24 protein-coding genes and 1 riboswitch are annotated in these 24375 nt (G+C 56.6%); of the genes, 13 read left to right on the forward strand and 11 right to left on the reverse strand.

Annotated features, from left to right (window positions below):
- Positions 1 to 354: 354 nt before the first annotated feature.
- The 3 genes from efeB to efeU are packed head-to-tail and all read right to left on the reverse strand — an operon-like array spanning position 355 to position 3647.
- A complete protein-coding gene (gene efeB / locus QE396_RS08580; RefSeq protein WP_020884708.1) occupies positions 355 to 1638 on the reverse strand; it encodes an iron uptake transporter deferrochelatase/peroxidase subunit in 1284 nt (427 codons plus the stop codon).
- Between the two features lie 5 nt (positions 1639 to 1643).
- Positions 1644 to 2771: an iron uptake system protein EfeO gene (efeO, locus tag QE396_RS08585; protein ID WP_020884709.1), complete on the reverse strand. Its 1128-nt coding sequence runs from the start codon at positions 2769 to 2771 to the stop codon at positions 1644 to 1646.
- Positions 2772 to 2813: 42 nt separating this feature from the next.
- Positions 2814 to 3647, reverse strand: a complete 834-nt coding sequence (gene efeU, locus QE396_RS08590) for an iron uptake transporter permease EfeU (protein ID WP_020884710.1) — start codon at positions 3645 to 3647, stop codon at positions 2814 to 2816.
- A 251-nt stretch (positions 3648 to 3898) separates the two neighbouring features.
- On the opposite strand from efeU, the gene QE396_RS08595 reads away from it, so the two are divergent.
- Positions 3899 to 5083, forward strand: coding sequence for a NupC/NupG family nucleoside CNT transporter (locus tag QE396_RS08595; protein WP_014169507.1), 1185 nt, complete (start codon positions 3899 to 3901; stop codon positions 5081 to 5083).
- Positions 5084 to 5115: 32 nt separating this feature from the next.
- Here QE396_RS08595 and QE396_RS08600 read toward each other — a convergent pair whose 3' ends face one another.
- Positions 5116 to 5535 carry a DUF3574 domain-containing protein gene (locus QE396_RS08600; protein WP_020884711.1) on the reverse strand — a complete coding sequence of 140 codons (420 nt, stop codon included), beginning with the start codon at positions 5533 to 5535 and terminating at the stop codon, positions 5116 to 5118.
- Between the two features lie 113 nt (positions 5536 to 5648).
- Positions 5649 to 7157, reverse strand: coding sequence for a sodium/proline symporter PutP (putP, locus tag QE396_RS08605; protein WP_020884712.1), 1509 nt, complete (start codon positions 7155 to 7157; stop codon positions 5649 to 5651).
- Positions 7158 to 7580: 423 nt separating this feature from the next.
- Here putP and putA point away from each other — a divergent pair, with 423 nt between their 5' ends.
- Both putA and QE396_RS08615 read left to right on the forward strand, forming a co-directional pair.
- A complete protein-coding gene (gene putA, locus QE396_RS08610; protein ID WP_020884713.1) occupies positions 7581 to 11543 on the forward strand; it encodes a trifunctional transcriptional regulator/proline dehydrogenase/L-glutamate gamma-semialdehyde dehydrogenase in 3963 nt (1320 codons plus the stop codon).
- 101 nt (positions 11544 to 11644) lie between these two features.
- Positions 11645 to 12040 carry a lysozyme inhibitor LprI family protein gene (locus tag QE396_RS08615; RefSeq protein ID WP_020884714.1) on the forward strand — a complete coding sequence of 132 codons (396 nt, stop codon included), beginning with the start codon at positions 11645 to 11647 and terminating at the stop codon, positions 12038 to 12040.
- Here QE396_RS08615 and rutR read toward each other — a convergent pair.
- Positions 12037 to 12675 carry an HTH-type transcriptional regulator RutR gene (gene rutR, locus QE396_RS08620; RefSeq protein ID WP_020884715.1) on the reverse strand — a complete coding sequence of 213 codons (639 nt, stop codon included), beginning with the start codon at positions 12673 to 12675 and terminating at the stop codon, positions 12037 to 12039. The genes QE396_RS08615 and rutR overlap by 4 nt on opposite strands.
- Before the next feature lie 243 nt (positions 12676 to 12918).
- Here rutR and rutA point away from each other — a divergent pair, with 243 nt between their 5' ends.
- From rutA to rutG, 7 genes are read left to right on the forward strand one after another with little or no spacing between them, the layout of a single operon-like run.
- Positions 12919 to 14010 (forward strand): pyrimidine utilization protein A, encoded by a 1092-nt coding sequence (gene rutA / locus QE396_RS08625; protein WP_020884716.1) that lies wholly within the window; start codon positions 12919 to 12921, stop codon positions 14008 to 14010.
- Positions 14010 to 14699 carry a pyrimidine utilization protein B gene (rutB, locus tag QE396_RS08630; RefSeq protein ID WP_020884717.1) on the forward strand — a complete coding sequence of 230 codons (690 nt, stop codon included), beginning with the start codon at positions 14010 to 14012 and terminating at the stop codon, positions 14697 to 14699. Before rutA ends, rutB begins: the two co-directional genes overlap by 1 nt.
- Positions 14700 to 14710: 11 nt before the next feature.
- A complete protein-coding gene (gene rutC, locus QE396_RS08635) occupies positions 14711 to 15097 on the forward strand; it encodes a pyrimidine utilization protein C (protein WP_020884718.1) in 387 nt (128 codons plus the stop codon).
- A 7-nt stretch (positions 15098 to 15104) separates the two neighbouring features.
- Positions 15105 to 15905, forward strand: a complete 801-nt coding sequence (gene rutD / locus QE396_RS08640) for a pyrimidine utilization protein D (RefSeq protein WP_020884719.1) — start codon at positions 15105 to 15107, stop codon at positions 15903 to 15905.
- 9 nt (positions 15906 to 15914) lie between these two features.
- Positions 15915 to 16505: a malonic semialdehyde reductase gene (locus QE396_RS08645; protein ID WP_020884720.1), complete on the forward strand. Its 591-nt coding sequence runs from the start codon at positions 15915 to 15917 to the stop codon at positions 16503 to 16505.
- Positions 16506 to 16514: 9 nt separating this feature from the next.
- Positions 16515 to 17009 (forward strand): NADH-dependent FMN reductase RutF, encoded by a 495-nt coding sequence (gene rutF, locus QE396_RS08650; protein WP_014169496.1) that lies wholly within the window; start codon positions 16515 to 16517, stop codon positions 17007 to 17009.
- Positions 17010 to 17030: 21 nt separating this feature from the next.
- Complete coding sequence (rutG, locus tag QE396_RS08655; protein ID WP_020884721.1) at positions 17031 to 18359, forward strand: pyrimidine utilization transport protein G; 1329 nt, start codon at positions 17031 to 17033, stop codon at positions 18357 to 18359.
- On the opposite strand, the gene QE396_RS08660 is transcribed toward rutG, so the two are convergent.
- Together QE396_RS08660 and QE396_RS08665 are read right to left on the reverse strand one after the other, a co-directional pair.
- On the reverse strand, positions 18347 to 19270 hold the full coding sequence (locus QE396_RS08660) for a DMT family transporter (RefSeq protein WP_032670558.1): 924 nt from the start codon (positions 19268 to 19270) through the stop codon (positions 18347 to 18349). The two genes, rutG and QE396_RS08660, sit on opposite strands and share 13 nt — an antisense overlap.
- A gap of 117 nt (positions 19271 to 19387) precedes the next feature.
- Positions 19388 to 19558 (reverse strand): general stress protein, encoded by a 171-nt coding sequence (locus QE396_RS08665; RefSeq protein ID WP_001273664.1) that lies wholly within the window; start codon positions 19556 to 19558, stop codon positions 19388 to 19390.
- A gap of 391 nt (positions 19559 to 19949) precedes the next feature.
- Between QE396_RS08665 and wrbA the strand changes: the two genes are divergently transcribed.
- Positions 19950 to 20546, forward strand: a complete 597-nt coding sequence (gene wrbA, locus QE396_RS08670) for an NAD(P)H:quinone oxidoreductase (protein ID WP_014169491.1) — start codon at positions 19950 to 19952, stop codon at positions 20544 to 20546.
- Between the two features lie 18 nt (positions 20547 to 20564).
- Positions 20565 to 20792, forward strand: a complete 228-nt coding sequence (locus QE396_RS08675; RefSeq protein ID WP_014169490.1) for a YccJ family protein — start codon at positions 20565 to 20567, stop codon at positions 20790 to 20792.
- A 32-nt stretch (positions 20793 to 20824) separates the two neighbouring features.
- Here QE396_RS08675 and agp read toward each other — a convergent pair whose 3' ends face one another.
- Both agp and QE396_RS08685 read right to left on the reverse strand, forming a co-directional pair.
- Entirely contained in the window at positions 20825 to 22066 is a 1242-nt protein-coding gene (agp, locus tag QE396_RS08680; protein ID WP_047366235.1) for a bifunctional glucose-1-phosphatase/inositol phosphatase, read from the reverse strand.
- A gap of 86 nt (positions 22067 to 22152) precedes the next feature.
- A complete protein-coding gene (locus QE396_RS08685; protein WP_020884724.1) occupies positions 22153 to 22512 on the reverse strand; it encodes a helix-turn-helix domain-containing protein in 360 nt (119 codons plus the stop codon).
- Between the two features lie 100 nt (positions 22513 to 22612).
- Here QE396_RS08685 and QE396_RS08690 point away from each other — a divergent pair, with 100 nt between their 5' ends.
- Positions 22613 to 23362 (forward strand): SDR family oxidoreductase, encoded by a 750-nt coding sequence (locus tag QE396_RS08690; RefSeq protein WP_032681279.1) that lies wholly within the window; start codon positions 22613 to 22615, stop codon positions 23360 to 23362.
- 1 nt (position 23363) lies between these two features.
- On the opposite strand, the gene QE396_RS08695 is transcribed toward QE396_RS08690, so the two are convergent.
- A complete protein-coding gene (locus tag QE396_RS08695; protein WP_047366249.1) occupies positions 23364 to 23867 on the reverse strand; it encodes a DedA family protein in 504 nt (167 codons plus the stop codon).
- Positions 23868 to 24157: 290 nt separating this feature from the next.
- Positions 24158 to 24327: riboswitch (M-box (ykoK) riboswitch) on the forward strand.
- Positions 24328 to 24375: the final 48 nt, after the last annotated feature.

The following is a 24375-nucleotide window of genomic DNA, read 5'->3' on the forward strand; positions in this document are numbered from 1 at the left end:
ACGTCGGTCGAAAGAGATTCTTGAGTCGAGGGGGATAATTTTGTGGTGAGGAAATCGCTGCCGGAGTCTGAGCCTCCGCGCCGGGTGCTGCGGGTGTTGTGTTTACCATGTCCAGTACAGGACGCAACCATTCGCGATCTCCATAGTGATTCAGCATCACTGCCGGGAACTACCGCTGTCTTATCTTAAGTACATCAGGAGTTATCATAAATGCAACATTTATTTTACCTGAACGTAACTTTAAGACTGTCCCTACAGTGGAAATCAGTCTCATACAGGAATATTACAGAAATATAACAGCAGGACAGGCATATGAAAAAATAATGTCCCCGCGAATTATCGCAGGGACAATTATCAGGCTTCAATCAACCCTTGAGCGAGATAGGCGTTGCGATCGCGTGCGCCAGGCAGGGCAAAGAAATAACCGCCGCCGATGGGTTTAATGTACTCTTCCAGCGCTTCCCCGTTTAAGCGTTTCTGTACGGTCAGGAAGCCCTTCTCCAGGTCGTGCTGATAGCAGACAAACAGCAGCCCCATATCGAGCTGGCCGGCGTTGGTTACGCCAAGTGAATAGCTATATCCCCGACGCATCATCAGGCTGGATTGTGTCTCTTTGGTACGCGGATTGGCCAGGCGGATATGGCTGTCCAGCGCGATGACATCGCCATTCGGATCGCTGGCGTAGTCAGGCACATCATGCTCGTTCTTCATCCCGAGCGGAGCGCCACTCTGTTTATCGCGGCCAAAAATCGTCTGCTGCTCTTTGAGCGGCGTACGGTCCCAGAACTCCACGTGGAACTGAATAATCCGCACCGCCTGATAACTTCCCCCCACAGCCCATGCCGGCTCGCCCTGATCGGCCGTCACCCAGACCACCTCTTTCATGAGCGGATCATTACGGCTGTCCGGGTTGGCCGTGCCGTCTTTAAAGCCCAGCAGGTTAACCGGCGTCTCTTTCCCTTTGCTGCGGGCGGCATGGTCAGAGATAAACCCCTCCCGCTTCCAGCGAACGCTCAGCAGGTCCGGCGTGTGCTTGATGATGTCGCGCAGCGCGTGGATCACCGTATCCTGGGTGTTGGCGCAAATTTGCAGGAGCAGATCGCCGTGGCAGAGAGCAGCATCCAGAGAATCATTCGGGAAACGCGTCATTTTCTGCAGCGCTTTTGGCTTCTGTTTTGCCAGCCCGTAGCGCGCATCAAACAGCGACTCACCGAGCGAAACGGTTATCGTCAGGTTATCCGGAGCGATAAATGCCCCGAGGATACCGGAATCCATCGGCGGCAGACGCGGGTTAGGCGTGTCCGGCGCCGGACCACCGGCGGTGAGAAACGCGATGCGCGTCGTCAGCAGGCGGAACAAACGCTCAAGATCGGCTTTATCGCTTGCCAGCGAATCAAAAGCCACCAGCATCATGGAGGCCTGCTGTGGCGTCAGAATGCCCGACTGATGCTCGCCATAAAAAGGCTGCGTCTCCATGCGTGCATTGGGTGACAGCGTGCCTGGAGCACTTTGCGGTTTCGCCGCATGCGCCACCGGGCACCCTCCGGCCAGAGCAAGGGCGCCCCCCAGCGCCCCTACCCCTTTTAACAATCGACGACGTGAAGGTTCCACCACGTCGTGTTCATTCTGCTTGTTCATCGTGCTTAATCCAGACCCAGTACGCCACGCAGCAGGGAGAGATCTTCCGCCAGTGTGGTAATCGGGCCTTTCAGCGCGTTACGGTCGGCATCGGTCAGTTTATCGTAGGTTTCAAACCCGTCTTTGGTACGGTACTTCGCCAGAATAGTGTCGACTTTTTTGAAGTTGGCATCCACTTTCGCCAGCAGTTCGCTGTTATCTTTCTGCAGCTGAGGACGCAGCAGATCGACAATTTTCTGCGCGCCATCGACGTTCGCCTGGAAGTCCCACAGGTCGGTGTGGCTGTAACGGTCTTCTTCACCGCTGATTTTACTTGCCGCCACTTCTTCAATCAGACCCGCGGCACCGCCCACCACTTTTGATGGCGGGAAGGCCAGCTCACTGATGCGTTTTTGCAGCTCAAGCACGTCACTGTTCAGCTGATCGGCATATTTATCCATCCCTTTGAGAGTGTTATCGCCAAACAGGGCTTTCTCCAGACGGTGGAAGCCGGTAAATTTCGGGTCGGCGGCTTTCTGCTCAAAATCATCTTCACGGGCATCAATGCTGCCATCCAGGTCAGAGAACAATTCGGCAATCGGCTCAATCCGCTCGTAATGCTGGCGGGTTGGCGCATACAGGGATTTCGCTTTCGTGATATCGCCCGCTTTCACCGCATCGGTGAAGGCTTTGGTACCCGCAGCCAGGTCCGCCGTCTCTTTGATGACATACGCTTTATAAGCAGTAATCGCATCACCCAGGCTCAACAGGGCCGTGCCTTTTCCGGCGTCGGCCGTGGCGTCACCCTTCACGATAAGCTTGCCTTTAGGGTTCGTCAGCAGCCCGCAGGTCATCTCATATTCACCCGGCTGCAGGTTGGCGGTCATCTTCTGACTAAAGCCCGGCGCGATATTTTCACGCTCTTCCACCACCATGACGCCTTTCAGGATTTCCCACTCCAGCGCCTTCTGGCTGTGGTTCTGAATAATAAACTGGGTTTTGCCGCTGTTGACCGTGATGGTCATTGGCTCGCACTGCTTATCATTGACCGAAACCTTGACCTGCGGAACATCCGCGCCCCAGGCGGAAAATGTTGAAGCGAACAGCGCGGCAATGCCTGCGCATAACGCACTACGACGGAACTGAATTGCCATGACTCTTCCCTTTAAAAGTATGTTGTAACTAATGCAGTCAGATTACGGCGCAACGCGCGACGTCTGAGTGCCGGTGCGCGGCGGCATGGCAAACAGCACCAGCGCCGGAACCAAATAGATAAAATACATCGCCACTTCGCTGACGCTCGGCGTTTCCTGGTAACCAAAAATACCTTCGAGCAAGGTACCGGTCAGGGAGTGCGTTGAGAGCACGTTACTGAGGTCGAACGCCACTTCCTGGAAGTGATTCCACAGGCCCGCTTCGTGGAAAGCGCGGATCGCCCCCGCCGCCAGCCCAGCGGCCACCAGCAGAATAAACAGGCTGGTCCATTTAAAGAACGCACCCAGGTTAAGACGAATGCCGCCCCAGTAGAGCAGGAATCCCAGCACCACCGCAGTGGCCAGACCCAGCATCGCACCCAGCGGTGGCCAGATCCCCACATCCTGCTGAAATGCCGCCAGCAGGAAGAAAACCGACTCCAGCCCTTCCCGCGCCACGGCGAAAAAGACCATCATGATCAGCGCCCAGCCGTGGTTATTGCCCTTTTGCAGGGCGTTATCCACCGCCTGCTCCAGCTGCACCTTCACGTTGCGGGACACTTTACGCATCCAGAACACCATCCAGGTGAGGATTACCACGGCAATAACGGCCACGATCCCTTCAAACAACTCTTGCTCTTTCTGGGGAAACTCACCGGTGGTTTCATTGATAAGAATGCCAAGGCCCAGACAGAGTGCTGCGGCGAGGAATACCCCAATCCACATGACACCAATCCAGCGTCCACGCTGGGTTCGCTTCAGATAACTGGCGATGAGGCTGACGATGAGGGCCGCTTCGAGACCTTCACGTAACATAATGAGAAATGGAACAAACATGCCGACACCTTAAATGTTTATCGCGGTCAACTGATGCAAAGAAAGGTAAATTCTTGTGATAGTGATTATCATTACGCCAGCAAGAAAAACAAGCGAAATGTGTGTTGTTTTGATGACGAGTTGTAAACACCCAGCCTGGTAATAATTGCTGGCGTTATCGTTAAGTTTATAAGTTATAGCGAAAATGCCCATTTACGGTTAATCAGGGCTGTGGCTAAATATCTGCCTCAAAAACCAACTGAAAATTAACCATGTTTAACATTATCCATTTCCTGCTGGCGCTGGTGATTATTCTTGCGCTTGCCTGGCTGGTGAGTTTCGACCGCCGAAAAATTCGCATTCGTTTTGTTTTACAGCTGATTGTCATTGAAATAGCCCTGGCGTTCTTTTTCCTGCATGCCGAAAGCGGGCTGTTCATTATTAAATATGTCTCGGGATTCTTTGAGTCACTGCTGAAATTCGCGGCTGAAGGCACCAATTTCGTCTTTGGCGGGATGGGTGAAAAAGGACTGGCGTTCATTTTCCTCGGCGTACTTTGCCCGATTATTTTTATCTCCGCACTGATTGGTATTCTTCAGCACTGGCGAATTCTGCCGATTTTTATTCGGGTGATCGGGACACTGCTGTCAAAACTGAATGGCATGGGTAAGCTGGAATCGTTCAACGCGGTGAGCTCGCTGATCCTCGGACAGTCTGAAAACTTTATTGCCTACAAGGGTGTACTGGGCGACCTCTCCTCTCGTCGTCTCTTCACCATGGCGGCCACGGCCATGTCGACGGTATCCCTGTCGATTGTCGGTGCCTATATGACCATGCTCGACGCCAAATTTGTCGTTGCCGCGCTCATCCTGAACATGTTCAGCACCTTTATTATTCTCTCCATTATCAACCCGGCGCGCCCGGAAGCAGAGCCGGACATCAAGCTTGAAAAGCTGCACGAGTCCCAGAGCTTCTTCGAAATGCTTGGCGAGTATATTCTGGCCGGTTTTAAAGTGGCGATGATTATTCTGGCGATGCTGATTGGCTTTATTGCCCTTATTAGCGCCGTTAACGCCCTCTTCTCCAGCGTATTTGGTATGAGCTTCCAGCAGATCCTGGGCTATGTATTTTATCCGCTGGCGTGGCTGGTTGGTATTCCGCTGAGCGACGCGTTGAATGCCGGCAGTATTATGGCAACCAAGCTGGTCGCAAATGAATTTGTGGCAATGATTGAGCTGCAAAAAATTGCGCATCAGATGTCACCCCGCGGACTGGGCATTTTGTCCGTTTTCCTGGTGTCGTTCGCTAACTTTGCCTCTATCGGCATTGTGGCCGGGGCGATCAAAGGCCTGAACGAGCAACAGGGGAACGTGGTATCGCGTTTTGGCTTACGTCTGGTGTATGGCGCGACGCTGGTCAGTTTGCTGTCCGCCAGCTTTGCAGGACTGGTGCTCTAAGCGATAACGGCGGGTTCTCCCGCCGTTTTTCATTAAAACTGCACGCACACCGGCTGATCGACCCGCATCACCGACTCCTGCGCGAAGCGTGATTTATAAATACCGCGCAACGCTTCAATATTCTTCTCGCTCTGCGCATCTTTACCGTGGATCAGCATAAGCGCCTTACTCGGTTCACGCGCCACTTTCCCGTCGTTACCCAGCCACTGCCCGCGCGCATCAAAGACCGTCAGGCCATCGCGAAAACGCGGCGTCACGTCCTGGTCAACGAACTGCTGCCACTCGCCGGTGGTGATTTGCGCGCCTGCGGGACGGTTTAGCCCGAAATAGAGCGTGGTTTGCTGCATCTGGTTATCCGCTTTGCAGGTCTCCATCGCCGCGTGTTGCGGCGGCATACTGCAGCCCGCCAGCATCAATAATGCCGCTGCCATTACCCCTGTTTTGATTGTCATGCTTCGCTATCCTCATTGTTATAAGCACAGCGATATCATCGTAAATTGCGGATTTTGGCAAGAAAAAAGCCGGGTAGCGCGCGCTTACCCGGCCTGACTATCAGCGAAAAAGATTACTCAGCCTGCAGCTTAGACGGCGGTGCAGTGTGATAGTGTGCGTCTGCTTCAGCAAAACGTTTCTGCATTGAGGCAGAAGGCGCTTTACCCAGCAGGCTGAACACCACAATGCCGATACTGCCGAAGATGAAGCCCGGGATAATTTCGTACAGACCGAGCCAGGCGAACTGCTTCCAGACGATCACGGTAAGCGCACCGATAATCATCCCCGCCAGCGCGCCGTTGCGGGTCATGCGCGACCACAGCACCGAGAAGAGCACCACCGGACCAAACGCCGCACCAAAGCCCGCCCACGCGTAGCTTACCAGGCCCAGCACGCGGTTCTCAGGGTTTGCCGCCAGCGCAATGGCAATTAAGGCCACCACCAGCACCATGAAACGCCCCACCCATACCAGCTCTTTCTGGCTCGCATCTTTACGCAGGAACGCTTTGTAGAGGTCTTCGGTGATTGCACTTGAGCAGACCAGCAGCTGGCAGCTCAGGGTGGACATCACGGCCGCCAGGATCGCGGAGAGCAGAATGCCGGCAATCCACGGGTTGAACAGAATGCCCGCCAGTTCGATGAACACACGCTCGGCGTTCTGGTTTACTGCACCTGCCTGCGCCGGGTTATTGTTGAAGTAAGCGATGCCGAAGAAGCCAACCGCACAGGCACCCGCCAGACAGAGGATCATCCACGTCATACTGATACGACGGGCATGAACAATCGTGTGGTGAGAGTCAGCGGCCATGAAGCGCGCCAGAATGTGCGGCTGACCGAAGTAGCCCAGACCCCAGCCCATCAGAGAAACGATGGCGACAAAGTTCAGCCCTTTCAGCATGTCGACGTTTTCAATGCTCTTCTGCTTAATCACTTCCAGCGAATCAGCAAAGCCGCCGACGGTGAAGATGACAATGACTGGCGTCAGGATCAGAGCGAAGATCATCAGGCTCGCCTGCACGGTGTCAGTCCAGCTTACGGCCAGGAAACCGCCCACGAAGGTATAGAGAATGGTTGCCGCAGCACCGGCCCACAGCGCCGTTTCATAGCTCATGCCGAAGGTGCTTTCGAACAGGCGCGCGCCGGCCACAATACCAGAGGCACAATAGATGGTGAAGAACACGAGGATAACCAGCGCAGAGATAATGCGCAGCACGCGGCTGTTATCTTCAAAGCGTCCGGTGAAGTAATCCGGCAGGGTCAACGCATTGTTGTTGGCTTCGGTATGCACGCGCAGACGGCCTGCAACCAGCTTCCAGTTGATCCATGCCCCGACGGTCAGGCCAATGGCGATCCAGCTTTCAGAAATACCGGAGATGAAAATCGCCCCCGGCAGACCCATCAGCAGCCAGCCGCTCATGTCGGACGCGCCCGCAGAGAGTGCGGTGACCATCGGCCCTAAGCTACGCCCGCCCAGAATGTAGTCGTCAAAGTTCTTTGTTGAACGCCATGCCAAAAACCCTATCAGGATCATGCCAAATATATAAACGAGAAATGTCACCAGCATCGGTGTGCTAATTGCCATTTAAATTCTCCAAAATGTCGAGCGACAACCGTCCGGGTTGCCTTGTTATGTCATCACCGGAACGTAGTGATGTGTGTATGTGTTTCTGTTGGCCGCGCGTATCCTGCCGTAAGCAGTGCTCGCACACAAACGATTTAACACTGCATTTACATCAAATTCATCCCTGGTTTTATACGTCTTTCGTATAGGTTGCACTCGCTCACGCTTTTACGGGTTGCACCTTTTAAAAGTGTTAAGTTCCGCATAAAAACAGGCCTCTCATCCAGAAGCCAGCACTTTTTTCCAGCTAACCATCTCTTAACAATCCATTCATTTTCTGGGTTGCAAACCAGGTCACATTTAACACGGTTGCACAAAGTTGCAACATAGTGGATATTTCACGCTATCGATAGCACACGACGACAGAACAACAGGAGCTTTGGCATGGGTATGACCACCATGGGGGTTAAGCTGGATGACGCAACCCGCGAACGGATTAAGACCGCTGCAACCCGCATTGACCGCACGCCGCACTGGCTAATCAAGCAGGCGATTTTTAACTACCTTGAAAGACTCGAAAGCGATGAGGGGCTGCCAGAGCTGCCCGCGCTGCTGGCGGGTGCGGCCAATGAAAGTGATGAGGTTTCCGCCGCTGCTGACGAAAACCATCAGCCGTTCCTTGAATTCGCCGAGCAGATCCTGCCTCAGTCCGTCAGCCGCGCCGCCATTACCGGTGCTTACCGTCGTGCCGAAACCGACGCCGTACCGATGCTGCTGGAGCAGGCCCGTCTGCCAGAAGCCATTGCCTCTCAGGCGCACAGCCTGGCGTATCAGCTTGCCGACAAACTGCGTAACCAGAAAAATGCCACCGGCCGCGCCGGAATGGTACAGGGGCTGCTGCAGGAGTTTTCCCTCTCCTCTCAGGAGGGCGTAGCGCTGATGTGTCTGGCGGAAGCGCTGTTGCGTATTCCTGACAAAGCCACCCGTGACGCACTGATCCGCGATAAAATCAGCAACGGTAACTGGCAGTCACACATTGGCCGCAGCCCGTCGCTGTTCGTCAACGCGGCGACCTGGGGCCTGCTGTTTACCGGCCGACTGGTCTCGACCCATAACGAAGCCAACCTCTCCCGCTCCCTGAACCGCATCATCGGCAAGAGCGGTGAACCGCTGATCCGCAAAGGCGTGGATATGGCGATGCGCCTGATGGGCGAGCAGTTTGTTACCGGCGAAACCATCGCGGAAGCGCTGGCCAACGCCCGTAAGCTCGAAGATAAAGGTTTCCGCTACTCTTACGACATGCTGGGTGAAGCGGCTCTGACTGCCGCCGACGCGCAGGCTTATATGGTCTCTTACCAGCAGGCGATTCACGCCATTGGTAAAGCGTCAAACGGTCGTGGTATTTATGAAGGCCCGGGGATCTCCATCAAGCTCTCGGCCCTGCATCCGCGCTACAGCCGTGCGCAGTACGACCGGGTGATGGAAGAGCTCTATCCGCGCCTGAAGTCTCTGACCCTGCTGGCGCGCCAGTACGACATCGGTATCAACATCGATGCCGAAGAGGCCGACCGCCTGGAGATCTCCCTCGATCTGCTGGAAAAACTGTGCTTCGAGCCGGAGCTGGCAGGCTGGAACGGAATTGGTTTCGTTATCCAGGCGTATCAGAAACGTTGTCCGTTCGTGATTGATTACCTGATTGACCTGGCAAGCCGCAGCCGCCGTCGCCTGATGATCCGCCTGGTGAAAGGCGCCTACTGGGACAGCGAGATTAAACGCGCCCAGATGGAAGGTCTGGAAGGCTATCCGGTCTATACCCGCAAGGTTTACACCGATGTCTCATACCTTGCCTGCGCGAAAAAACTGCTCGGCGTGCCGAACCTGATTTACCCGCAGTTTGCCACCCATAACGCCCACACCCTGGCGGCCATCTACAGCCTGGCCGGACAGAACTACTATCCGGGTCAGTATGAGTTCCAGTGCCTGCACGGCATGGGTGAACCGCTGTACGAGCAGGTCACCGGTAAAGTGGCGGATGGCAAACTGAACCGTCCGTGCCGTATTTATGCCCCGGTGGGCACCCATGAAACCCTGCTGGCGTACCTGGTGCGTCGTCTGCTGGAGAACGGGGCGAACACCTCCTTCGTTAACCGTATCGCCGATACCACCCTGCCGCTTGACGAGCTGGTTGCCGATCCGGTGCAGGCGGTTGAGAAGATGGCGGCCCAGGAAGGTCAGATTGGCCTGCCGCATCCGAAGATCCCGCTGCCGCGTGAACTGTACGGCAAAGGTCGCGTGAACTCCGCGGGCCTGGACCTGGCGAACGAACACCGTCTGGCCTCCCTCTCCTCCGCCCTGCTCAACAGCGCGCTGCAGAAATGGCAGGCCAAACCGATTCTGGAGCAGTCCGTCGCTGATGGCGAAATGCAGCCCGTGATTAACCCGGCGGAGCCAAAAGATATCGTCGGCTACGTGCGGGAAGCAACCGAAGCAGAAGTGGATCAGGCGCTGGACAGCGCGGTGAATAACGCGCCAATCTGGTTCGCGACACCGCCGCAAGAGCGTGGCGCCATTCTGGAACGTGCTGCGGTGCTGATGGAAGACCAGATGCAGTCGCTCATCGGGATCCTGGTGCGCGAAGCAGGTAAAACCTTCAGCAACGCCATTGCCGAAGTTCGTGAAGCGGTCGACTTCCTGCACTACTACGCAGGCCAGGTTCGTGATGATTTCGATAACGAAACCCACCGTCCTCTCGGTCCGGTGGTGTGTATCAGTCCGTGGAACTTCCCGCTGGCGATCTTCACCGGCCAGATTGCCGCTGCACTTGCCGCAGGCAACAGCGTGCTGGCAAAACCGGCGGAGCAGACCCCGCTGATTGCCGCTCAGGGTATTAACATTCTGCTGGAAGCGGGCGTGCCTGCGGGTGTCATACAGCTGTTGCCGGGCCGCGGTGAAACGGTCGGGGCGAAACTGACCGCCGATAACCGTGTGCGCGGCGTGATGTTTACCGGCTCAACTGAAGTGGCCTCCCTGCTGCAGCGCAACATCGCCACCCGTCTTGATGCACAGGGGCGTCCAACGCCGCTCATCGCTGAAACCGGCGGCATGAACGCCATGATCGTCGACTCCTCCGCGCTCACCGAGCAGGTGGTGGTCGATGTTCTCGCCTCCGCCTTCGACAGCGCGGGCCAGCGCTGTTCCGCCCTGCGCGTGCTGTGTCTGCAGGATGACGTGGCAGACCACACGCTGAAGATGCTGCGCGGCGCGATGGGCGAATGTCGTATGGGTAACCCGGGCCGTCTCACGACCGATATCGGGCCGGTTATCGACGCGGAAGCCAAAGCAAATATCGAAAACCACATTCAGACCATGCGCGCCAAAGGCCGTCCGGTCTTCCAGGCCGTGCGTGAAAACAACGAGGATGCCCGCGAGTGGCAGACCGGCACCTTTGTGCCGCCAACGCTGATTGAACTGGCCAGCTTCGACGAGCTGAAAAAAGAGGTCTTTGGCCCGGTATTGCACGTGGTGCGCTACAACCGTAACAACCTCAACGAGCTGATTGAACAGATTAACGCCTCCGGCTATGGCCTGACCCTCGGCGTGCATACCCGCATCGATGAGACCATCGCTCAGGTGACCGGCAGCGCTAAAGTAGGCAACCTGTACGTCAACCGTAACATGGTCGGCGCGGTAGTGGGCGTACAGCCGTTCGGCGGTGAAGGTCTGTCAGGTACCGGTCCAAAAGCCGGTGGTCCACTCTACCTGTACCGTCTGCTGGCAAACCGTCCGGACAATGCGCTCGGCGTGACGCTGGCACGTCAGGATGCCGAACGTCCGGTGGACGCGCAGCTGAAGGCCGTGCTGACACAGCCGCTGGAGGCGCTCATTACGTGGGCAGAAAAACGCCCGGAACTGCGCGCTGTCGCACAGCAGTATGGCGAACTGGCGCAGGCGGGTACGCAGCGCCTGCTACCGGGGCCAACCGGTGAGCGCAACACCTGGACGCTGATGCCGCGCGAGCGTGTGCTGTGCGTGGCGGACAACGAGCAGGATGCGCTGGTTCAGCTGGCCGCCGCTGCTGCAACCGGTTGTGAAGTGCTGTGGCCGGAAGATGCACTGCATCGTGACCTCGCGAAACAGCTGCCGAAAGCGGTCTCTGCCCGCATTCATTTTGCGAAGCCCGATGCTTTGCTGACTCAGCCGTTTGATGCCGTTATCTATCACGGTGATTCCGACCAGCTGCGCGAACTGTGCGAGCAGGTAGCGGCCCGCAGCGGTGCGATTGTTTCGGTACAGGGCTTCGCCCGCGGCGAAACCAATCTGCTGCTGGAACGTCTGTACGTTGAGCGCTCGCTTAGCGTGAACACCGCAGCGGCGGGCGGTAACGCGAGCCTGATGACAATCGGTTAATCGTGTAAAATATCCCCGGTGGCACTACGCTTACCGGGGTGACAAAATAACCCAGGGCCGGATAAGCACAGCGCATCCGGCTTTTTTACATGGAGGGGATGATGAAAAGATATCTGATCGCGGGGGCTGCATTGCTGCTGAGCGCGAACGCGCTGGCAGAAGAGTGCGCAAATGCGACCACCCAGCTTGAAATGAACACCTGTACGGCGCAGCAGTACCAGGCAGCCGATAAAAAACTGAATCAGACGTATCAGGCTGCCATCAAACGCGCAGAAGCCCCACAGCGTGAGCTTCTGAAAAAGGCACAGCAGGCGTGGATTGCCCTGCGCGATGCCGACTGCAACTTTATCGGGTCGGGTACTGAGGGAGGCAGCGTCCAGCCGATGATCATCAGCCAGTGCCTGAACGAAAAAACCGTTGAGCGTGAAGCGTTTCTTGCCTCACTGATGCAGTGTGAAGAGGGCGATTTAAGCTGCCCTCTTCCGCCGGGAAACTAACGCACGCGGATCCCTTCAATGATCATCTGCTGAACGTTTTCCAGCGTGCTGTGGAAAAACGCCTCATCCTGAAGCGTCTTACCGGTTACCGCTTCAACCTGGGCCGCAAAGTCAGCGTAATGCTGAGTGGAGGCCCAAATCATAAAGATCAGATGATGCGGGTCAACTGGAGCCAGCTTCCCGCCCGCCACCCATCCGGCAATAATGGCCGATTTCTCGTCAACCAGCTGTTTTAAATCCCCGGTCAGTTCCGCCTGCAACAGCGGTGCGCCCTGCAGCATCTCCAGGCAGAACAGCCGTGATGCCTGCGGATAATCACGCGACACCTCCAGCTTCAGGCGAATGTACTCCCTGATCGCCACCAGCGGGGCAAGCTCTTCGCGAAACGCCTTGAGCGGCGCCAGCCAGATATCAAGGATCTGCTGCATCACCGCAATATAAAGCGCCTCTTTCGACGGGTAGTAGTAGAGCAGATTCGTTTTCGACACCCCGGCCTGTTCCGCCACCTGCTCAAGGCGCGTGCCATGAATACCAAACTGCGAAAAGGTCTCCAGCGCCGCACCGAGGATGGCCTGCTTCTTCGCACTGACCGCCTGCGAACGTTTACCGGGTGTTTTCACTGCACCTTGTGTCATTCCCGCTCTCCATATTTTGCGTTGCCATCAGCATAGCAAAACCCCTCACCAACCACGACACTCTGCACTCCGATCGCGCATGAATGCCTGTTTTCTGTGCAATGTTTTTGACCATTTAGTCCACATTTGCATACCTCAATTAACCAACCATTGATTAACACATTAATAACAAAGCCATTTTCAAAACTGGCATTGCCTTTGCAAAACCCTCTTTACCTGCAACGTCGTAAAGAGAGGTTCGTGATGAAAATTGGCGTATTTGTACCTATCGGCAACAACGGCTGGCTAATCTCGACCACAGCCCCGCAATACATGCCTACTTTTGAGCTGAATAAGGCCATCGTGCAAAAGGCGGAGCACTACCATTTCGATTTTGCGCTTTCGATGATCAAACTGCGGGGTTTCGGCGGAAAAACCGAATTCTGGGATCACAACCTGGAGTCCTTCACCCTGATGGCCGGGCTGGCAGCCGTCACCTCGCGCATTCAGATCTACGCGACGGCCGCCACCCTCACCCTGCCGCCGGCGATCGTTGCCAGAATGGCCTCCACCATCGACTCCATCTCCGGTGGTCGCTTTGGCGTTAACCTGGTTACGGGCTGGCAAAAACCTGAATATGAGCAGATGGGGATCTGGCCGGGCGACGAGTATTTCTCACGCCGCTACGACTACCTGACCGAGTATGTGCAGGTGCTGCGCGATCTCTGGGGCACCGGCAAAAGCGACTTCAAAGGTGATTACTTCACCATGAACGACTGCCGCGTCAGCCCGCGGCCTTCCGCCCCGATGAAAGTGATCTGCGCCGGGCAGAGCGACGCAGGAATGGAATTCTCCGCTAAATACGCCGACTTCAACTTCTGCTTTGGCAAAGGCGTGAATACCCCAGCCGCCTTCGCCCCGACCGCGGCACGCATGAAAGAGGCCGCGGACAAAACCGGTCGCGATGTGGGTTCCTATGTCCTGTTTATGGTCATTGCCGACGAAACCGACGACGCCGCCCGCGCGAAATGGGAACGGTATAAGGCGGGCGCGGACGATGAAGCGCTGAGCTGGCTCACCGAACAGAGCCAGAAAGATACCCGTTCCGGCTCGGACACCAACGTCCGTCAGATGGCCGACCCGACCTCAGCGGTCAACATCAACATGGGCACGCTGGTCGGTTCCTATGCCAGCGTCGCCAGAATGCTCGATGAAGTGGCCGCCGTGCCCGGTGCGGAAGGCGTGCTGCTGACCTTCGATGAGTTCCTGACCGGTGTGGAAACATTCGGCGAGCGCATTCAGCCGCTGATGCAGTGCCGCGCCCACATTCCTGCTATCACAAAGGAGGTCGCGTAATGACCACGCTTGCAGCACGTCCGGAAGCCATCACCTTTGCGCCGCACCAAAGTGCCCTGATTGTGGTGGATATGCAAAACGCCTATGCCAGCCAGGGCGGCTATCTGGATCTGGCGGGATTTGACGTCTCCGCCACCCGACCGGTGATTGAGAACATTAAAACCGCAGTCAACGCAGCCCGCGCGGCTGGCATGCTGATCGTCTGGTTCCAGAACGGCTGGGACGATCAATATGTGGAGGCCGGTGGCCCGGGCTCTCCCAATTTCCATAAATCGAACGCCCTGAAAACCATGCGCAAACGGCCCGAACTGCAGGGCACACTGCTGGCGAAAGGCAGCTGGGATTACCAGCTGGTGGATGAGCTGGTGCCAGAGGCAGGCGATATCGTGCTGCCCAAACCGCGCTACAGCGGCTTTTTCAACACCCCGCTCGACAGCCTGCTGCGCAGCCGGGGGATCCGTCATCTGGTCTTTACCGGCATCGCTACCAACGTCTGCGTGGAATCCACCCTACGCGACGGCTTCTTCCTGGAATATTTTGGCGTGGTGCTGGAAGACGCCACCCATCAGGCCGGGCCGGCGTTTGCGCAGCAAGCGGCCCTGTTCAACATCGAAACCTTTTTTGGCTGGGTCAGCAACGTCGCGGATTTTTGCGACGCCCTGAATCCACCGTTAGCCCGTATTGCCTGAGGAACAAGACCATGCCGAAATCCGTGATTATTCCGCCAGGAACCAGTACCCCGATTGCCCCGTTCGTGCCCGGCACGCTGGCCGATGGTGTGGTGTATGTATCCGGCACGCTGCCGTTTGATCAGCACAATAACGTGGTCTACCCCAACGACCCAAAGGCGCAAACCCGCCACGTGCTGGAGACGATCAAAAAAGTGATCGAAACAGCGGGTGGCACAATGGAGGATGTGACGTTCAACAGTATCTTTATCACCGACTGGAAAAACTACGCCGCGATTAACGACATTTACGCCGAATTCTTTCCCGGTGATAAACCGGCCCGGTTCTGCATTCAGTGTGGGCTGGTGAAGCCAGATGCGCTGGTTGAAATCGCGACCGTTGCACACATCGCAAAGTGAGGCGGCCATGAAGCTCTCTGTCTCACCTCCCCCTTACGACGGCGCGCCCACGGTTGTCCTGATTGCCGGGCTTGGCGGGGGCGGCAGCTACTGGCTACCGCAGCTTGCCGTCCTGGAGCAAGAGTACCAGGTGGTGTGCTACGACCAGCGCGGGACGGGCAATAATCCCGACGTGCTGCCGGAAGCCTACAGCCTGGCGATGATGGCCGACGAGCTGGCCCGGGCGCTGAATGCCGCCGGGATCGTTCGTTACTGCGTCGTGGGTCATGCGCTGGGAGCGCTGATCGGCCTACAGCTGGCGCTCGACCACCCCGATGCCCTCAGTGCGCTGGTGTGCGTGAACGGCTGGCTCACTCTGAATGCTCATACCCGACGCTGTTTCCAGATCCGCGAACGCCTGCTTCATGCAGGCGGCGCACAGGCGTGGGTAGAGGCACAGCCGCTGTTTCTTTACCCGGCCGACTGGATGGCCGCCCGCGCGCCGCGCCTGGAGGCCGAAGAGGCCCTGGCACTGGCCCACTTCCAGGGCAAAAACAACCTGCTGCACAGGCTGAATGCCCTGAAGAAAGCGGACTTCAGTCGCCATGCCTCACGCATTCACTGCCCGGTACACCTCATCTGCTCCGCCGACGATCTGCTCATCCCTGCGGTCTGTTCCACTGAGCTGCAGGCGGCCATCCCCGGCAGCCACAAGGTGGTGATGCGCCAGGGCGGGCACGCCTGCAACGTCACCGAGCCAGAAACTTTTAATACGCTGCTGCTGAACGGGCTTGCCAGCCTGCTGCACAGCCCTGAACCCGCTTTATAAGGAGCCCTGATGAGCGAAGCGATTACCCCTGGCGCGCTGGCATCACTGTTTACCGGCGCACGCACCCATAACGGCTGGCAGGCGATCCCCGTCAGCGACGAGACGCTGCGCGAGATCTACGACCTGATGAAATGGGGTCCCACGTCCGCCAACTGCTCGCCAGCGCGGATTGTGTTTGTACGAAGCGCTGAGGGAAAAGAAAAACTGCGCCCGGCGCTTTCCAGCGGCAACCTGGAGAAAACCCTCACCGCCCCGGTCACGGCGATTGTCGCCTGGGATAGTGAATTTTATGAACGCCTGCCCGTCCTGTTCCCCCACGGGGATGCGCGGAGCTGGTTTACCTCAAGCCCGGCGCTTGCCGAAGAGACCGCCTTTCGCAACAGCGCGATGCAGGCGGCTTACCTGATTTTCGCCTGTCGGGCGCTGGGGCTCGATACGGGCCCGATGTCAGGCTTTGATCGCCAAAAAGTCGACGACGCGTTTTTCACCGGCACGTCGCTGAAAAGTAATCTGCTTATCAATATTGGCTATGGCGATACCAGCAAACTCTACGGCCGTTTGCCGCGCCTGGCCTTTGAAGACGCATGCGCACTGGCATAAGGAGCCATCATGATGACACCCGATAAACAAACCTTCCGTGATGCCATGGCCTGCGTCGGTGCGGCGGTCAATATCATCACCACCGACGGTCCTGCCGGGATGGCGGGTTTCACCGCCAGCGCGGTGTGCAGCGTAACGGATTCACCGCCCACGCTGCTGGTATGCCTGAACCGTGGCGCATCCGTCTGGCCGACCTTCAGTGAAAACCGCACCCTGTGCGTCAATACCCTGAGCGCCGGACAAGAGCCGCTATCAAACCTGTTTGGGGGGAAAACCCCGATGGACGAGCGCTTCGCCGCCGCGCGCTGGGAGACCGGAGAAACGGGGTGCCCGCGTCTGGAGGAGGCGCTGGCCTCGTTTGACTGCCGTATCAGCCAGGTGGTGAGCGTGGGCACGCACGACATCCTGTTTTGCGACATCGTTTCGATTATTCGCCACCCCGCGCCGCAAGGGCTGGTGTGGTTTGACCGCGGCTATCACGCGCTTATGCGACCCGCCTGTTAACCCTCCTTAAGGAGTCAGCTCATGGCAATGTTCGGTTTTCCCCACTGGCAGTTGAAATCGACCTCTACGGAACCTGGCGTGGTCGCGCCGGATGAAAGGCTCCCGCTCGGGCCAACCTTAGTGATGGGGGTTCAGCACGCGGTCGCGATGTTCGGCGCAACGGTGCTGATGCCCATGCTAATGGGGCTTGATCCCAATCTGTCTATTCTGATGTCGGGTATCGGTACCCTGCTGTTCTTTTTCATCACCGGCGGGCGCGTGCCCAGCTATCTTGGTTCCAGCGCTGCGTTTGTCGGCGTGGTCATCGCCACCACCGGCTTTAACGGTCAGGGCATCAACCCGAATCTGAGCGTCGCGCTCGGCGGCATTATCGCCTGCGGGCTGGTCTACACGCTGATTGGCCTGGTGGTCATGAAGGTCGGGACACGCTGGATAGAGCGGATGATGCCTCCCGTCGTCACCGGGGCAGTGGTAATGGCAATTGGTCTGAACCTTGCGCCAATAGCCGTCAGAAGTGTTTCCGGTTCGCCCTTTGAAAGCTGGATGGCGGTGATCACGGTACTCTGCATTGGCCTGGTGGCGGTGTTTACGCGGGGTATGATCCAGCGACTGTTGATCCTGGTGGGGTTAATCGTTGCCTGTCTGGTGTACGCCCTGCTGGCAAACGTCTTCGGTCTGGGCAAGCCGGTTGATTTTACGCTGCTGCATAACGCCGCCTGGTTCGGCCTGCCGCAGGTGACGTCTCCGGTCTTTAACACGCAGGCGATGATGTTAATCGCGCCGGTTGCGGTGATCCTGGTGGCAGAAAACTTAGGCCATCTGAAAGCCGTTGCGGGTATGACCGGACGCAGCATGGACCCCTACATGGGCCGCGCCTTTGTCGGCGACGGTCTGGCTACCATGCTCTCCGGCTCGGTCGGCGGCAGCGGTGTAACGACCTACGCTGAAAATATTGGCGTGATGGCAGTGACCAAAGTTTACTCCACCCTGGTCTTCGTGGCGGCAGCGGTGATGGCGATGCTCCTCGGGTTCTCACCGAAATTCGGCGCGCTGATCCACACCATTCCCGCGCCGGTGATTGGTGGGGCATCGATTGTGGTATTTGGTCTGATTGCCGTTGCCGGGGCACGCATCTGGGTGCAGCATCGTGTCGATCTGAGCCAGAACAGCAACCTGATTATGGTGGCGGTCACGCTGGTGTTAGGGGCGGGAGATTTTGCCCTGACGCTGGGCGGCTTCACTATTGGTGGGATTGGCACCGCAACCTTTGGCGCAATCCTGCTTAACGCCCTGCTGAGCCGCCGGGAAGCGGCCGCACCGCAGGGCGACGTGGTACATCAGGACTCTTGATTTATCGCAGCGCTGTCACGCTCAGGCAGCGCTTTTTTCTTCCGTTTCAGCTTCAGCTCACTCACCAGCACGCCGGCGACAATAAACGCCGCCCCCACCAGCGCCAGCAGCGGTAAACGCTCTCCGGCGATACGCCCGAAAATGCCCGCCCATACCGGTTCACCGGTATAGATAACCGTCGCACGCGTCGGGGAAACGCTGCGCTGCGCCCAGTTCATGGTGACCTGGATAATGGCGCTAAAGATACCCAGCCCCAGCGCCACCACAACCAGCCCGGTGGACATCGGCGGAACAGACTCCCCTGCCGGCACCATGGTGGCAAAAGCCACCAGCGACGCGGTCGCCAGCTGAACCACGGTGACGCGCTTGACGTCCACTTTGCCAGCCCAGGCGCTGATCAGAATAATTTCCGCGGCAATCGCGATAGCGCCCACCAGCGTAATGATTTCGCCCGGCCCCAGCGCCAGCAGGTTGTTTTCCGGCCCGGCAAGCAAGATAAGGCCAACAAACGCCAGCACGATCCCCGTGCAGGACATCAGACCCGGTATTCTCCCCAGACAGAGCCATTGCAGTAACGGCACCAGCGGCACATACATGGCGGTGATAAACGCCGATTTGCTGCTGGTGATGGTCTGTAATCCCCACGTCTGCAGACTGTAGCCCATGGCAATCGCAACCCCAATGGCCACCCCGGCCTTCAGTTCTTTAAGCGTCAGCCCGCGCAAGGTTTTAAGCGAGAGTAATCCCACGGCAATCGCCGCCGTCGCAAAGCGCAGGCCGACAAAAAAGAACGGACCGCTCAGCGTGACCGCGTACTGGACGGCGAGAAAGGTTCCGCCCCAGAACATGGTGATCAGAATGAGAAGGGCTTCCTGAGGTTTGACGGAGAATGTGAAACGGGAGAGAGACATGCGGCACCAGCAAATAAGCATCAATCCTCTAGTGTGCGATGCCTTTGGTGACAGTTCAATGTTGCAGAAATAAAAAACCGCCGGGAGATCCCGGCGGCAGGGTATCAGCCCGGCGTATTACTTATTGCTGCCATGACTGTTTTTGCCCCCTTTTTTGCCAGCTTCTGATGCGCGCTGAGGGTCATTTTTGAAATTCCCCCCGCTAGACTGGCCACCTTTACGACCTGCTTCTGATGCTCTTTCACGGTCTTCAGCGAAATTACCTGAACCACCACGATGGTTTGCCATCTCTAACCTCCAGAGTGTGAAACATTAGACATCATATTGCATTCAGTAAAAGAGGATTCTTTCACCGCGCGGCTGAAGGACAGTGCCTTTATCTGTGCCGCGTGAAATTAAGCTTAGTGGAATGCGGCTATCCGGCAAGTCAGAGGTAATATTCTGCAACATGATCTCAGCCATTCGGGTGAGATTACGCGACGGCCATTTATAAGCCTTTCTTATCATTTTAAAAATCCGCAGCGGGAAAGTTGTTTCATTTTGCTACAAAGCGCTTTTGTATCCATATTGTTATAAATCAAAGAAATGCCGTTCATTTTTGCAGTCTGGCTGTGATGACATATCTTTAAATGAACGCAGCGATCCGCTGTCAGAAAACACAAACGAGGAGTGATGCAAAATGGCAAAAGTTCTGGTGCTCTATTATTCCATGTATGGACACATTGAAACCATGGCTCACGCGGTAGCAGAAGGTGCAAACAGAGTGGACGGCGTAGAAGTTGTGGTGAAACGCGTACCGGAAACGATGCAGGCTGAGGCGTTCGCCAAAGCCGGGGGGAAAACACAAAATGCCCCGGTTGCCACCCCGCAGGAACTGGCTGATTACGATGCCATTATTTTCGGCACCCCTACCCGATTTGGCAATATGTCAGGCCAGATGCGGACCTTCCTCGATCAAACCGGAGGACTTTGGGCATCCGGAGCGTTATACGGCAAACTCGCCAGCGTCTTCAGCTCCACCGGGACCGGCGGCGGTCAGGAGCAGACGATTACGTCAACCTGGACTACCCTTGCTCATCATGGGATGGTGATTGTGCCGATTGGCTACGGCGCGCAGGAACTGTTTGATATTTCCCAGGTTCGTGGCGGGACACCGTACGGCGCCACCACCATTGCCGGTGGCGATGGCTCCCGACAGCCGAGCAACGAAGAGCTCACTATCGCCCGCTATCAGGGTGAGTATGTCGCAGGCCTCGCCAAAAAACTGAACGGCTAACTCAACAGGAGGACAAGTATGCCAACTCAAGAATCCAAAGCCCACCGCGTGGGTGAATGGGCAAGTTTACGCAACACCTCTCCGGAGATCGCCGAAGCCATTTTTGAAGTCGCGAACTATGACGAGAAGCTGGCAGAGCAGATTTGGGAAGAAGGCAGCGATGAAGTGCTGGAACGTGCCTTCGGGAAAACGGACAAAGACGCGCTCTTCTGGGGTGAGCAAACCATCGAACGTAAAAACGTCTGAACGTTTCCCCCCGCCTGAGCGGGGGGTTTTACCTATTTCGCCGCGTTATTCATCACCACATTGAATTTATCGATTGGGCAAAAACCGTTCGCATCAACCGGACACCCCTTCAGCTCCAGCGTCACACGCTGTGCCGGCGCATCCAGTGACAATACGCTGGCGTTACGCAGCTGGTCGGCGCTCTGATAGACATACTCAATCTTCATAAGCTCCTGGTTGGCGTTTTTATCATGCCAGCGCTGGAAAACAATTTTCCCGCCAATTGGCGTCCGCTCGTGCTGGTCATGCAGCTGGTACGGTTTGAAATCCAGCGCCGTAAGCAGCGACGCGATATTGGAATCATGCCCCACCAGCAGGGTGATTTTCGGCGCTTTCGCCTGCCCGGTGACGAGAGCCTGGTCGATATACTTCACCAGCGGTTTGGCCACGTTTTGCGCCACCTCGGTGGAGGTAAACAGCGAGTCCTGATAGCCATTTTTCAGCTGCGACAACACGCGCCACTGTTGATCGGTTTTAATTTCACCCCAGGCAACCTGGTCTGCCGGGAAGCCTTCGTAATACTGCAGCGTGAAGGCATCCACCAGCGAGTTACCGACTTTTAACGGCCCCGATACGCCAGGTTCTTTTTCATAGTCAGCGCTGAAGGTATCTTTCGCCTCTGCCAGCGAGCACACGTTCTTCTCTTTACAGGACGGTGAATCGGCGTAATTCGTCATCTGCTCCAGCAGCTTGTAGCTCTCGCCAAGCTGCATTTTCTGCCGCTCAGTCTCCATCGCCTTCAGCGCTTTTTCACGGAATGCAGGTGAGTTATCCGTAATCACCGGGTTAAAGGTCGGATCCATGGTGCCCATTTTTTCCTGATGATGCACAGGCACATCGCACCCCGGGAAGGCGCCGGTGATAAAGAACTGCGCGGTGGCGACAGTGCGCTGCAGGCTGTTGGCATAGGCATATACGCTATCCGCGGCCGGGCACTCGCCGGTTTTCACCATCCCCTGCTGTGCCAGCCACTCACGCATATAGTGGCCCATGTAGACTTCAAGCACGCCACCTTTGGTGGTGAGCTGACCGCCTGGCACCTCCCATTCTGGCCACTGCTTCGGTGTGGATTGCTCGAGCACGCTGCCATTATTGGCGAGCGGCGCGCGCAAATTATGGCGACTCATGATTAAAACTTGTTCCAGCTGATACCCTTCCGGCGTCTCTTGCGCCTGCACGCCAGATGTCACTGCAATGGAACCGGCGATTGCCAGCGCAAGTAGTGCTTTTCTCATCCCTAATTCCTCACTCGTTTTAAAATGTCGCAGTGAGTGTGACAGATTCGTGACAATTTTCCGGGAAGCGTTTCGCAAACTGAGGATTACTTTTCAAGGCGATCGCCGTATTCGCTCATCCAGTCGGCCAGCGGGGAGAGCGCGCTCTGGAGGGTTAACCCCAGCGCGGTTATCTGATACTCCACCCGCGGTGGGATCTCCGGGTAGATAGTGCGCGACACCAGCCCGCGCTGCTCAAACAGGCGCAACTGCTTCGTGAGCTCTTTTTGCGTGATGGGGGCAGCGGCGCGCAGCAGATCGCCAAACCGGACCGGTGCATTGAGCATAATCAGGCGATAGAGCACCGGGATGGCCCACTTACCGGAAATCAGGTTTACAAACTGCGTCATCGGGCAGAGATAAACCTCAGATTTTTTTTCACAGGGTATAGTGAGTGATTCCGCCATAGCACACCTCTAGCCTCATTAGTATCCTAATGGTACCTGGTTTCCTTTCGATACTAACGTTTCTATAGTGCTTTCTCCAGAGTCATTTCAGGAGAAGCACATGGGTCGTTTAGCAGGTAAATATACGCTGATTACCGGCGGCACTTCCGGTATTGGTCTCGCTACCGCGCAGGAATTTATTGCCGAAGGGGCGCACGTTGCTGTCACCGGACGTAACCCGGATACCCTTGCCGAAGCACAACGCATTCTGGGCGATAATGCCTGGGTTATTCCGACCGATGCGGGTGACATCGCCGCGCAAAAAGCGCTGGCGGACACGCTCGCCTCTCGCTGGCCACGTCTTGATGCCGTGTTTATTAACGCCGGCGATGTGACGCACGGGCTGCTTGAAGAGTGGCAGGAAGACGCCTGGGATCGCCTGATGGGCATCAACCTTAAAGGACCGTTCTTTTTGATTCAGGCCCTGCTGCCGCTGCTCAATAATCCCTCCTCTGTGATCCTGTGCGGGTCCGTGAGCGCCCGCATCGGGCTGCCTGCCAGCAGCGTTTATGCCGCCAGCAAGGCGGGATTACTGTCGCTGGCACGCACGCTGTCAGGGGAGTTGTTGCCGCGCGGTATTCGCGTCAACGGCCTGAGCCCGGGTCCGGTAGAAACACCGGCATTTAATAAAACGGGGTTAAGCGAGGAAGCGCTCAAGGCGATGCTGGGGGATATCACCAAACTTGTGCCGCTGGGCAGAATGGGCACGCCGACGGAGCTGGCGAAAGCCGCACTCTATCTTGCCTCTGACGAATCGCGCTATATGGTGGGAACGGAACTGCTGGTCGACGGCGGAATGGGAAACCTGTAGGTCAAAAGGCGCTGATGCCGGTGACGATGCCGACATACAGCGCCGCCCATACGACGGCTGAAATCAGGCTTACCGCGTACACTTTCGCCGCGTTCAGTCTGAGCATGCCCGCTGCCAGCGGGACGATATAGCGCAGCACCGCCAGGAAACGCGCGGTAAAGAGCACCAGCACGCCGTTTTTCTGCAGCTGATGTTGTACCCGCAAAAATTTCTCGGCGTGCCGGGAGGTAAAGCGCGTGACCAGCCGCGTGTGGCCCATCAACTGGCCGATATGATAATTCAATACCGACCCTGTTGCGGCACCCGTCGCGACAGCCAGCCACGTCAGTGCCGGATGCAGGCTGGTCTGGCTGACGGTGATCCCTGCCAGCAGCATCACCGAGGCCGGCGGAAGCACGGAGGAAACCAGTACCGTAGACTTGCTCAGCGCGATGACGAAAAGCAGCGCGAACAGATGCGTCGGATAGAGCGCAAAATGATTCAGCAGATTGTCAAACCACGTCATATTCCACCCCGCAGCGTTCGTGATGCTGACCATTAGAAACGAACAACCTTAAATGGGGTATCAACCGCTCAGACCTCCAGCAGGAAGGCATTAACGACACGCGAAAATGTCAGCGCCATTTAGAAACACAGAGGCGTGGAATTATACTCTCTTGAGCAATAACCACCGTCATTGATGAATAATCGATGTCATTAATACGCGGGATTAAATTATTGTTCTAAACGTTTCTTAAACGTCTTTTAAATTCCACAGCGCGATTTTTAAAGTGGCGTATTATCCCTCTCGTTTTACAACGATCTCGTTATGGCGAGGCTCCTGTACAAATACACGTTATCGCTCTGGTGGGTTCGAGAGAACCGGCACAGGGTAAAACAGGCACTGTCGAATCAAGGCTTTGTCAGTATAACTTCCCTTACGGGATACGGTGTACAGTGCTGAACCCAGGACGTGGGGATCTCCTCTTCGACATGCCCTGTCTTGCTCGCCCCTGAGAGATTTTATTATTCAA

The organism is Enterobacter sp. SORGH_AS_0287 (genome assembly GCF_031453695.1).
Lineage (GTDB): Bacteria > Pseudomonadota > Gammaproteobacteria > Enterobacterales > Enterobacteriaceae > Enterobacter > Enterobacter ludwigii.

What these genes read in the sequence shown, in the direction of transcription:
- efeB (WP_020884708.1), bottom strand. Translation starts at nt 1,638, where the DNA reads ATGAACAAGCAGAATGAACACGACGTGGTGGAACCTTCACGTCGTCGA.
- efeO (WP_020884709.1), bottom strand. Translation starts at nt 2,771, where the DNA reads ATGGCAATTCAGTTCCGTCGTAGTGCGTTATGCGCAGGCATTGCCGCG.
- efeU (WP_020884710.1), bottom strand. Translation starts at nt 3,647, where the DNA reads ATGTTTGTTCCATTTCTCATTATGTTACGTGAAGGTCTCGAAGCGGCC.
- QE396_RS08595 (WP_014169507.1), top strand. Translation starts at nt 3,899, where the DNA reads ATGTTTAACATTATCCATTTCCTGCTGGCGCTGGTGATTATTCTTGCG.
- QE396_RS08600 (WP_020884711.1), bottom strand. Translation starts at nt 5,535, where the DNA reads ATGACAATCAAAACAGGGGTAATGGCAGCGGCATTATTGATGCTGGCG.
- putP (WP_020884712.1), bottom strand. Translation starts at nt 7,157, where the DNA reads ATGGCAATTAGCACACCGATGCTGGTGACATTTCTCGTTTATATATTT.
- putA (WP_020884713.1), top strand. Translation starts at nt 7,581, where the DNA reads ATGGGTATGACCACCATGGGGGTTAAGCTGGATGACGCAACCCGCGAA.
- QE396_RS08615 (WP_020884714.1), top strand. Translation starts at nt 11,645, where the DNA reads ATGAAAAGATATCTGATCGCGGGGGCTGCATTGCTGCTGAGCGCGAAC.
- rutR (WP_020884715.1), bottom strand. Translation starts at nt 12,675, where the DNA reads ATGACACAAGGTGCAGTGAAAACACCCGGTAAACGTTCGCAGGCGGTC.
- rutA (WP_020884716.1), top strand. Translation starts at nt 12,919, where the DNA reads ATGAAAATTGGCGTATTTGTACCTATCGGCAACAACGGCTGGCTAATC.
- rutB (WP_020884717.1), top strand. Translation starts at nt 14,010, where the DNA reads ATGACCACGCTTGCAGCACGTCCGGAAGCCATCACCTTTGCGCCGCAC.
- rutC (WP_020884718.1), top strand. Translation starts at nt 14,711, where the DNA reads ATGCCGAAATCCGTGATTATTCCGCCAGGAACCAGTACCCCGATTGCC.
- rutD (WP_020884719.1), top strand. Translation starts at nt 15,105, where the DNA reads ATGAAGCTCTCTGTCTCACCTCCCCCTTACGACGGCGCGCCCACGGTT.
- QE396_RS08645 (WP_020884720.1), top strand. Translation starts at nt 15,915, where the DNA reads ATGAGCGAAGCGATTACCCCTGGCGCGCTGGCATCACTGTTTACCGGC.
- rutF (WP_014169496.1), top strand. Translation starts at nt 16,515, where the DNA reads ATGATGACACCCGATAAACAAACCTTCCGTGATGCCATGGCCTGCGTC.
- rutG (WP_020884721.1), top strand. Translation starts at nt 17,031, where the DNA reads ATGGCAATGTTCGGTTTTCCCCACTGGCAGTTGAAATCGACCTCTACG.
- QE396_RS08660 (WP_032670558.1), bottom strand. Translation starts at nt 19,270, where the DNA reads ATGTCTCTCTCCCGTTTCACATTCTCCGTCAAACCTCAGGAAGCCCTT.
- QE396_RS08665 (WP_001273664.1), bottom strand. Translation starts at nt 19,558, where the DNA reads ATGGCAAACCATCGTGGTGGTTCAGGTAATTTCGCTGAAGACCGTGAA.
- wrbA (WP_014169491.1), top strand. Translation starts at nt 19,950, where the DNA reads ATGGCAAAAGTTCTGGTGCTCTATTATTCCATGTATGGACACATTGAA.
- QE396_RS08675 (WP_014169490.1), top strand. Translation starts at nt 20,565, where the DNA reads ATGCCAACTCAAGAATCCAAAGCCCACCGCGTGGGTGAATGGGCAAGT.
- agp (WP_047366235.1), bottom strand. Translation starts at nt 22,066, where the DNA reads ATGAGAAAAGCACTACTTGCGCTGGCAATCGCCGGTTCCATTGCAGTG.
- QE396_RS08685 (WP_020884724.1), bottom strand. Translation starts at nt 22,512, where the DNA reads ATGGCGGAATCACTCACTATACCCTGTGAAAAAAAATCTGAGGTTTAT.
- QE396_RS08690 (WP_032681279.1), top strand. Translation starts at nt 22,613, where the DNA reads ATGGGTCGTTTAGCAGGTAAATATACGCTGATTACCGGCGGCACTTCC.
- QE396_RS08695 (WP_047366249.1), bottom strand. Translation starts at nt 23,867, where the DNA reads ATGACGTGGTTTGACAATCTGCTGAATCATTTTGCGCTCTATCCGACG.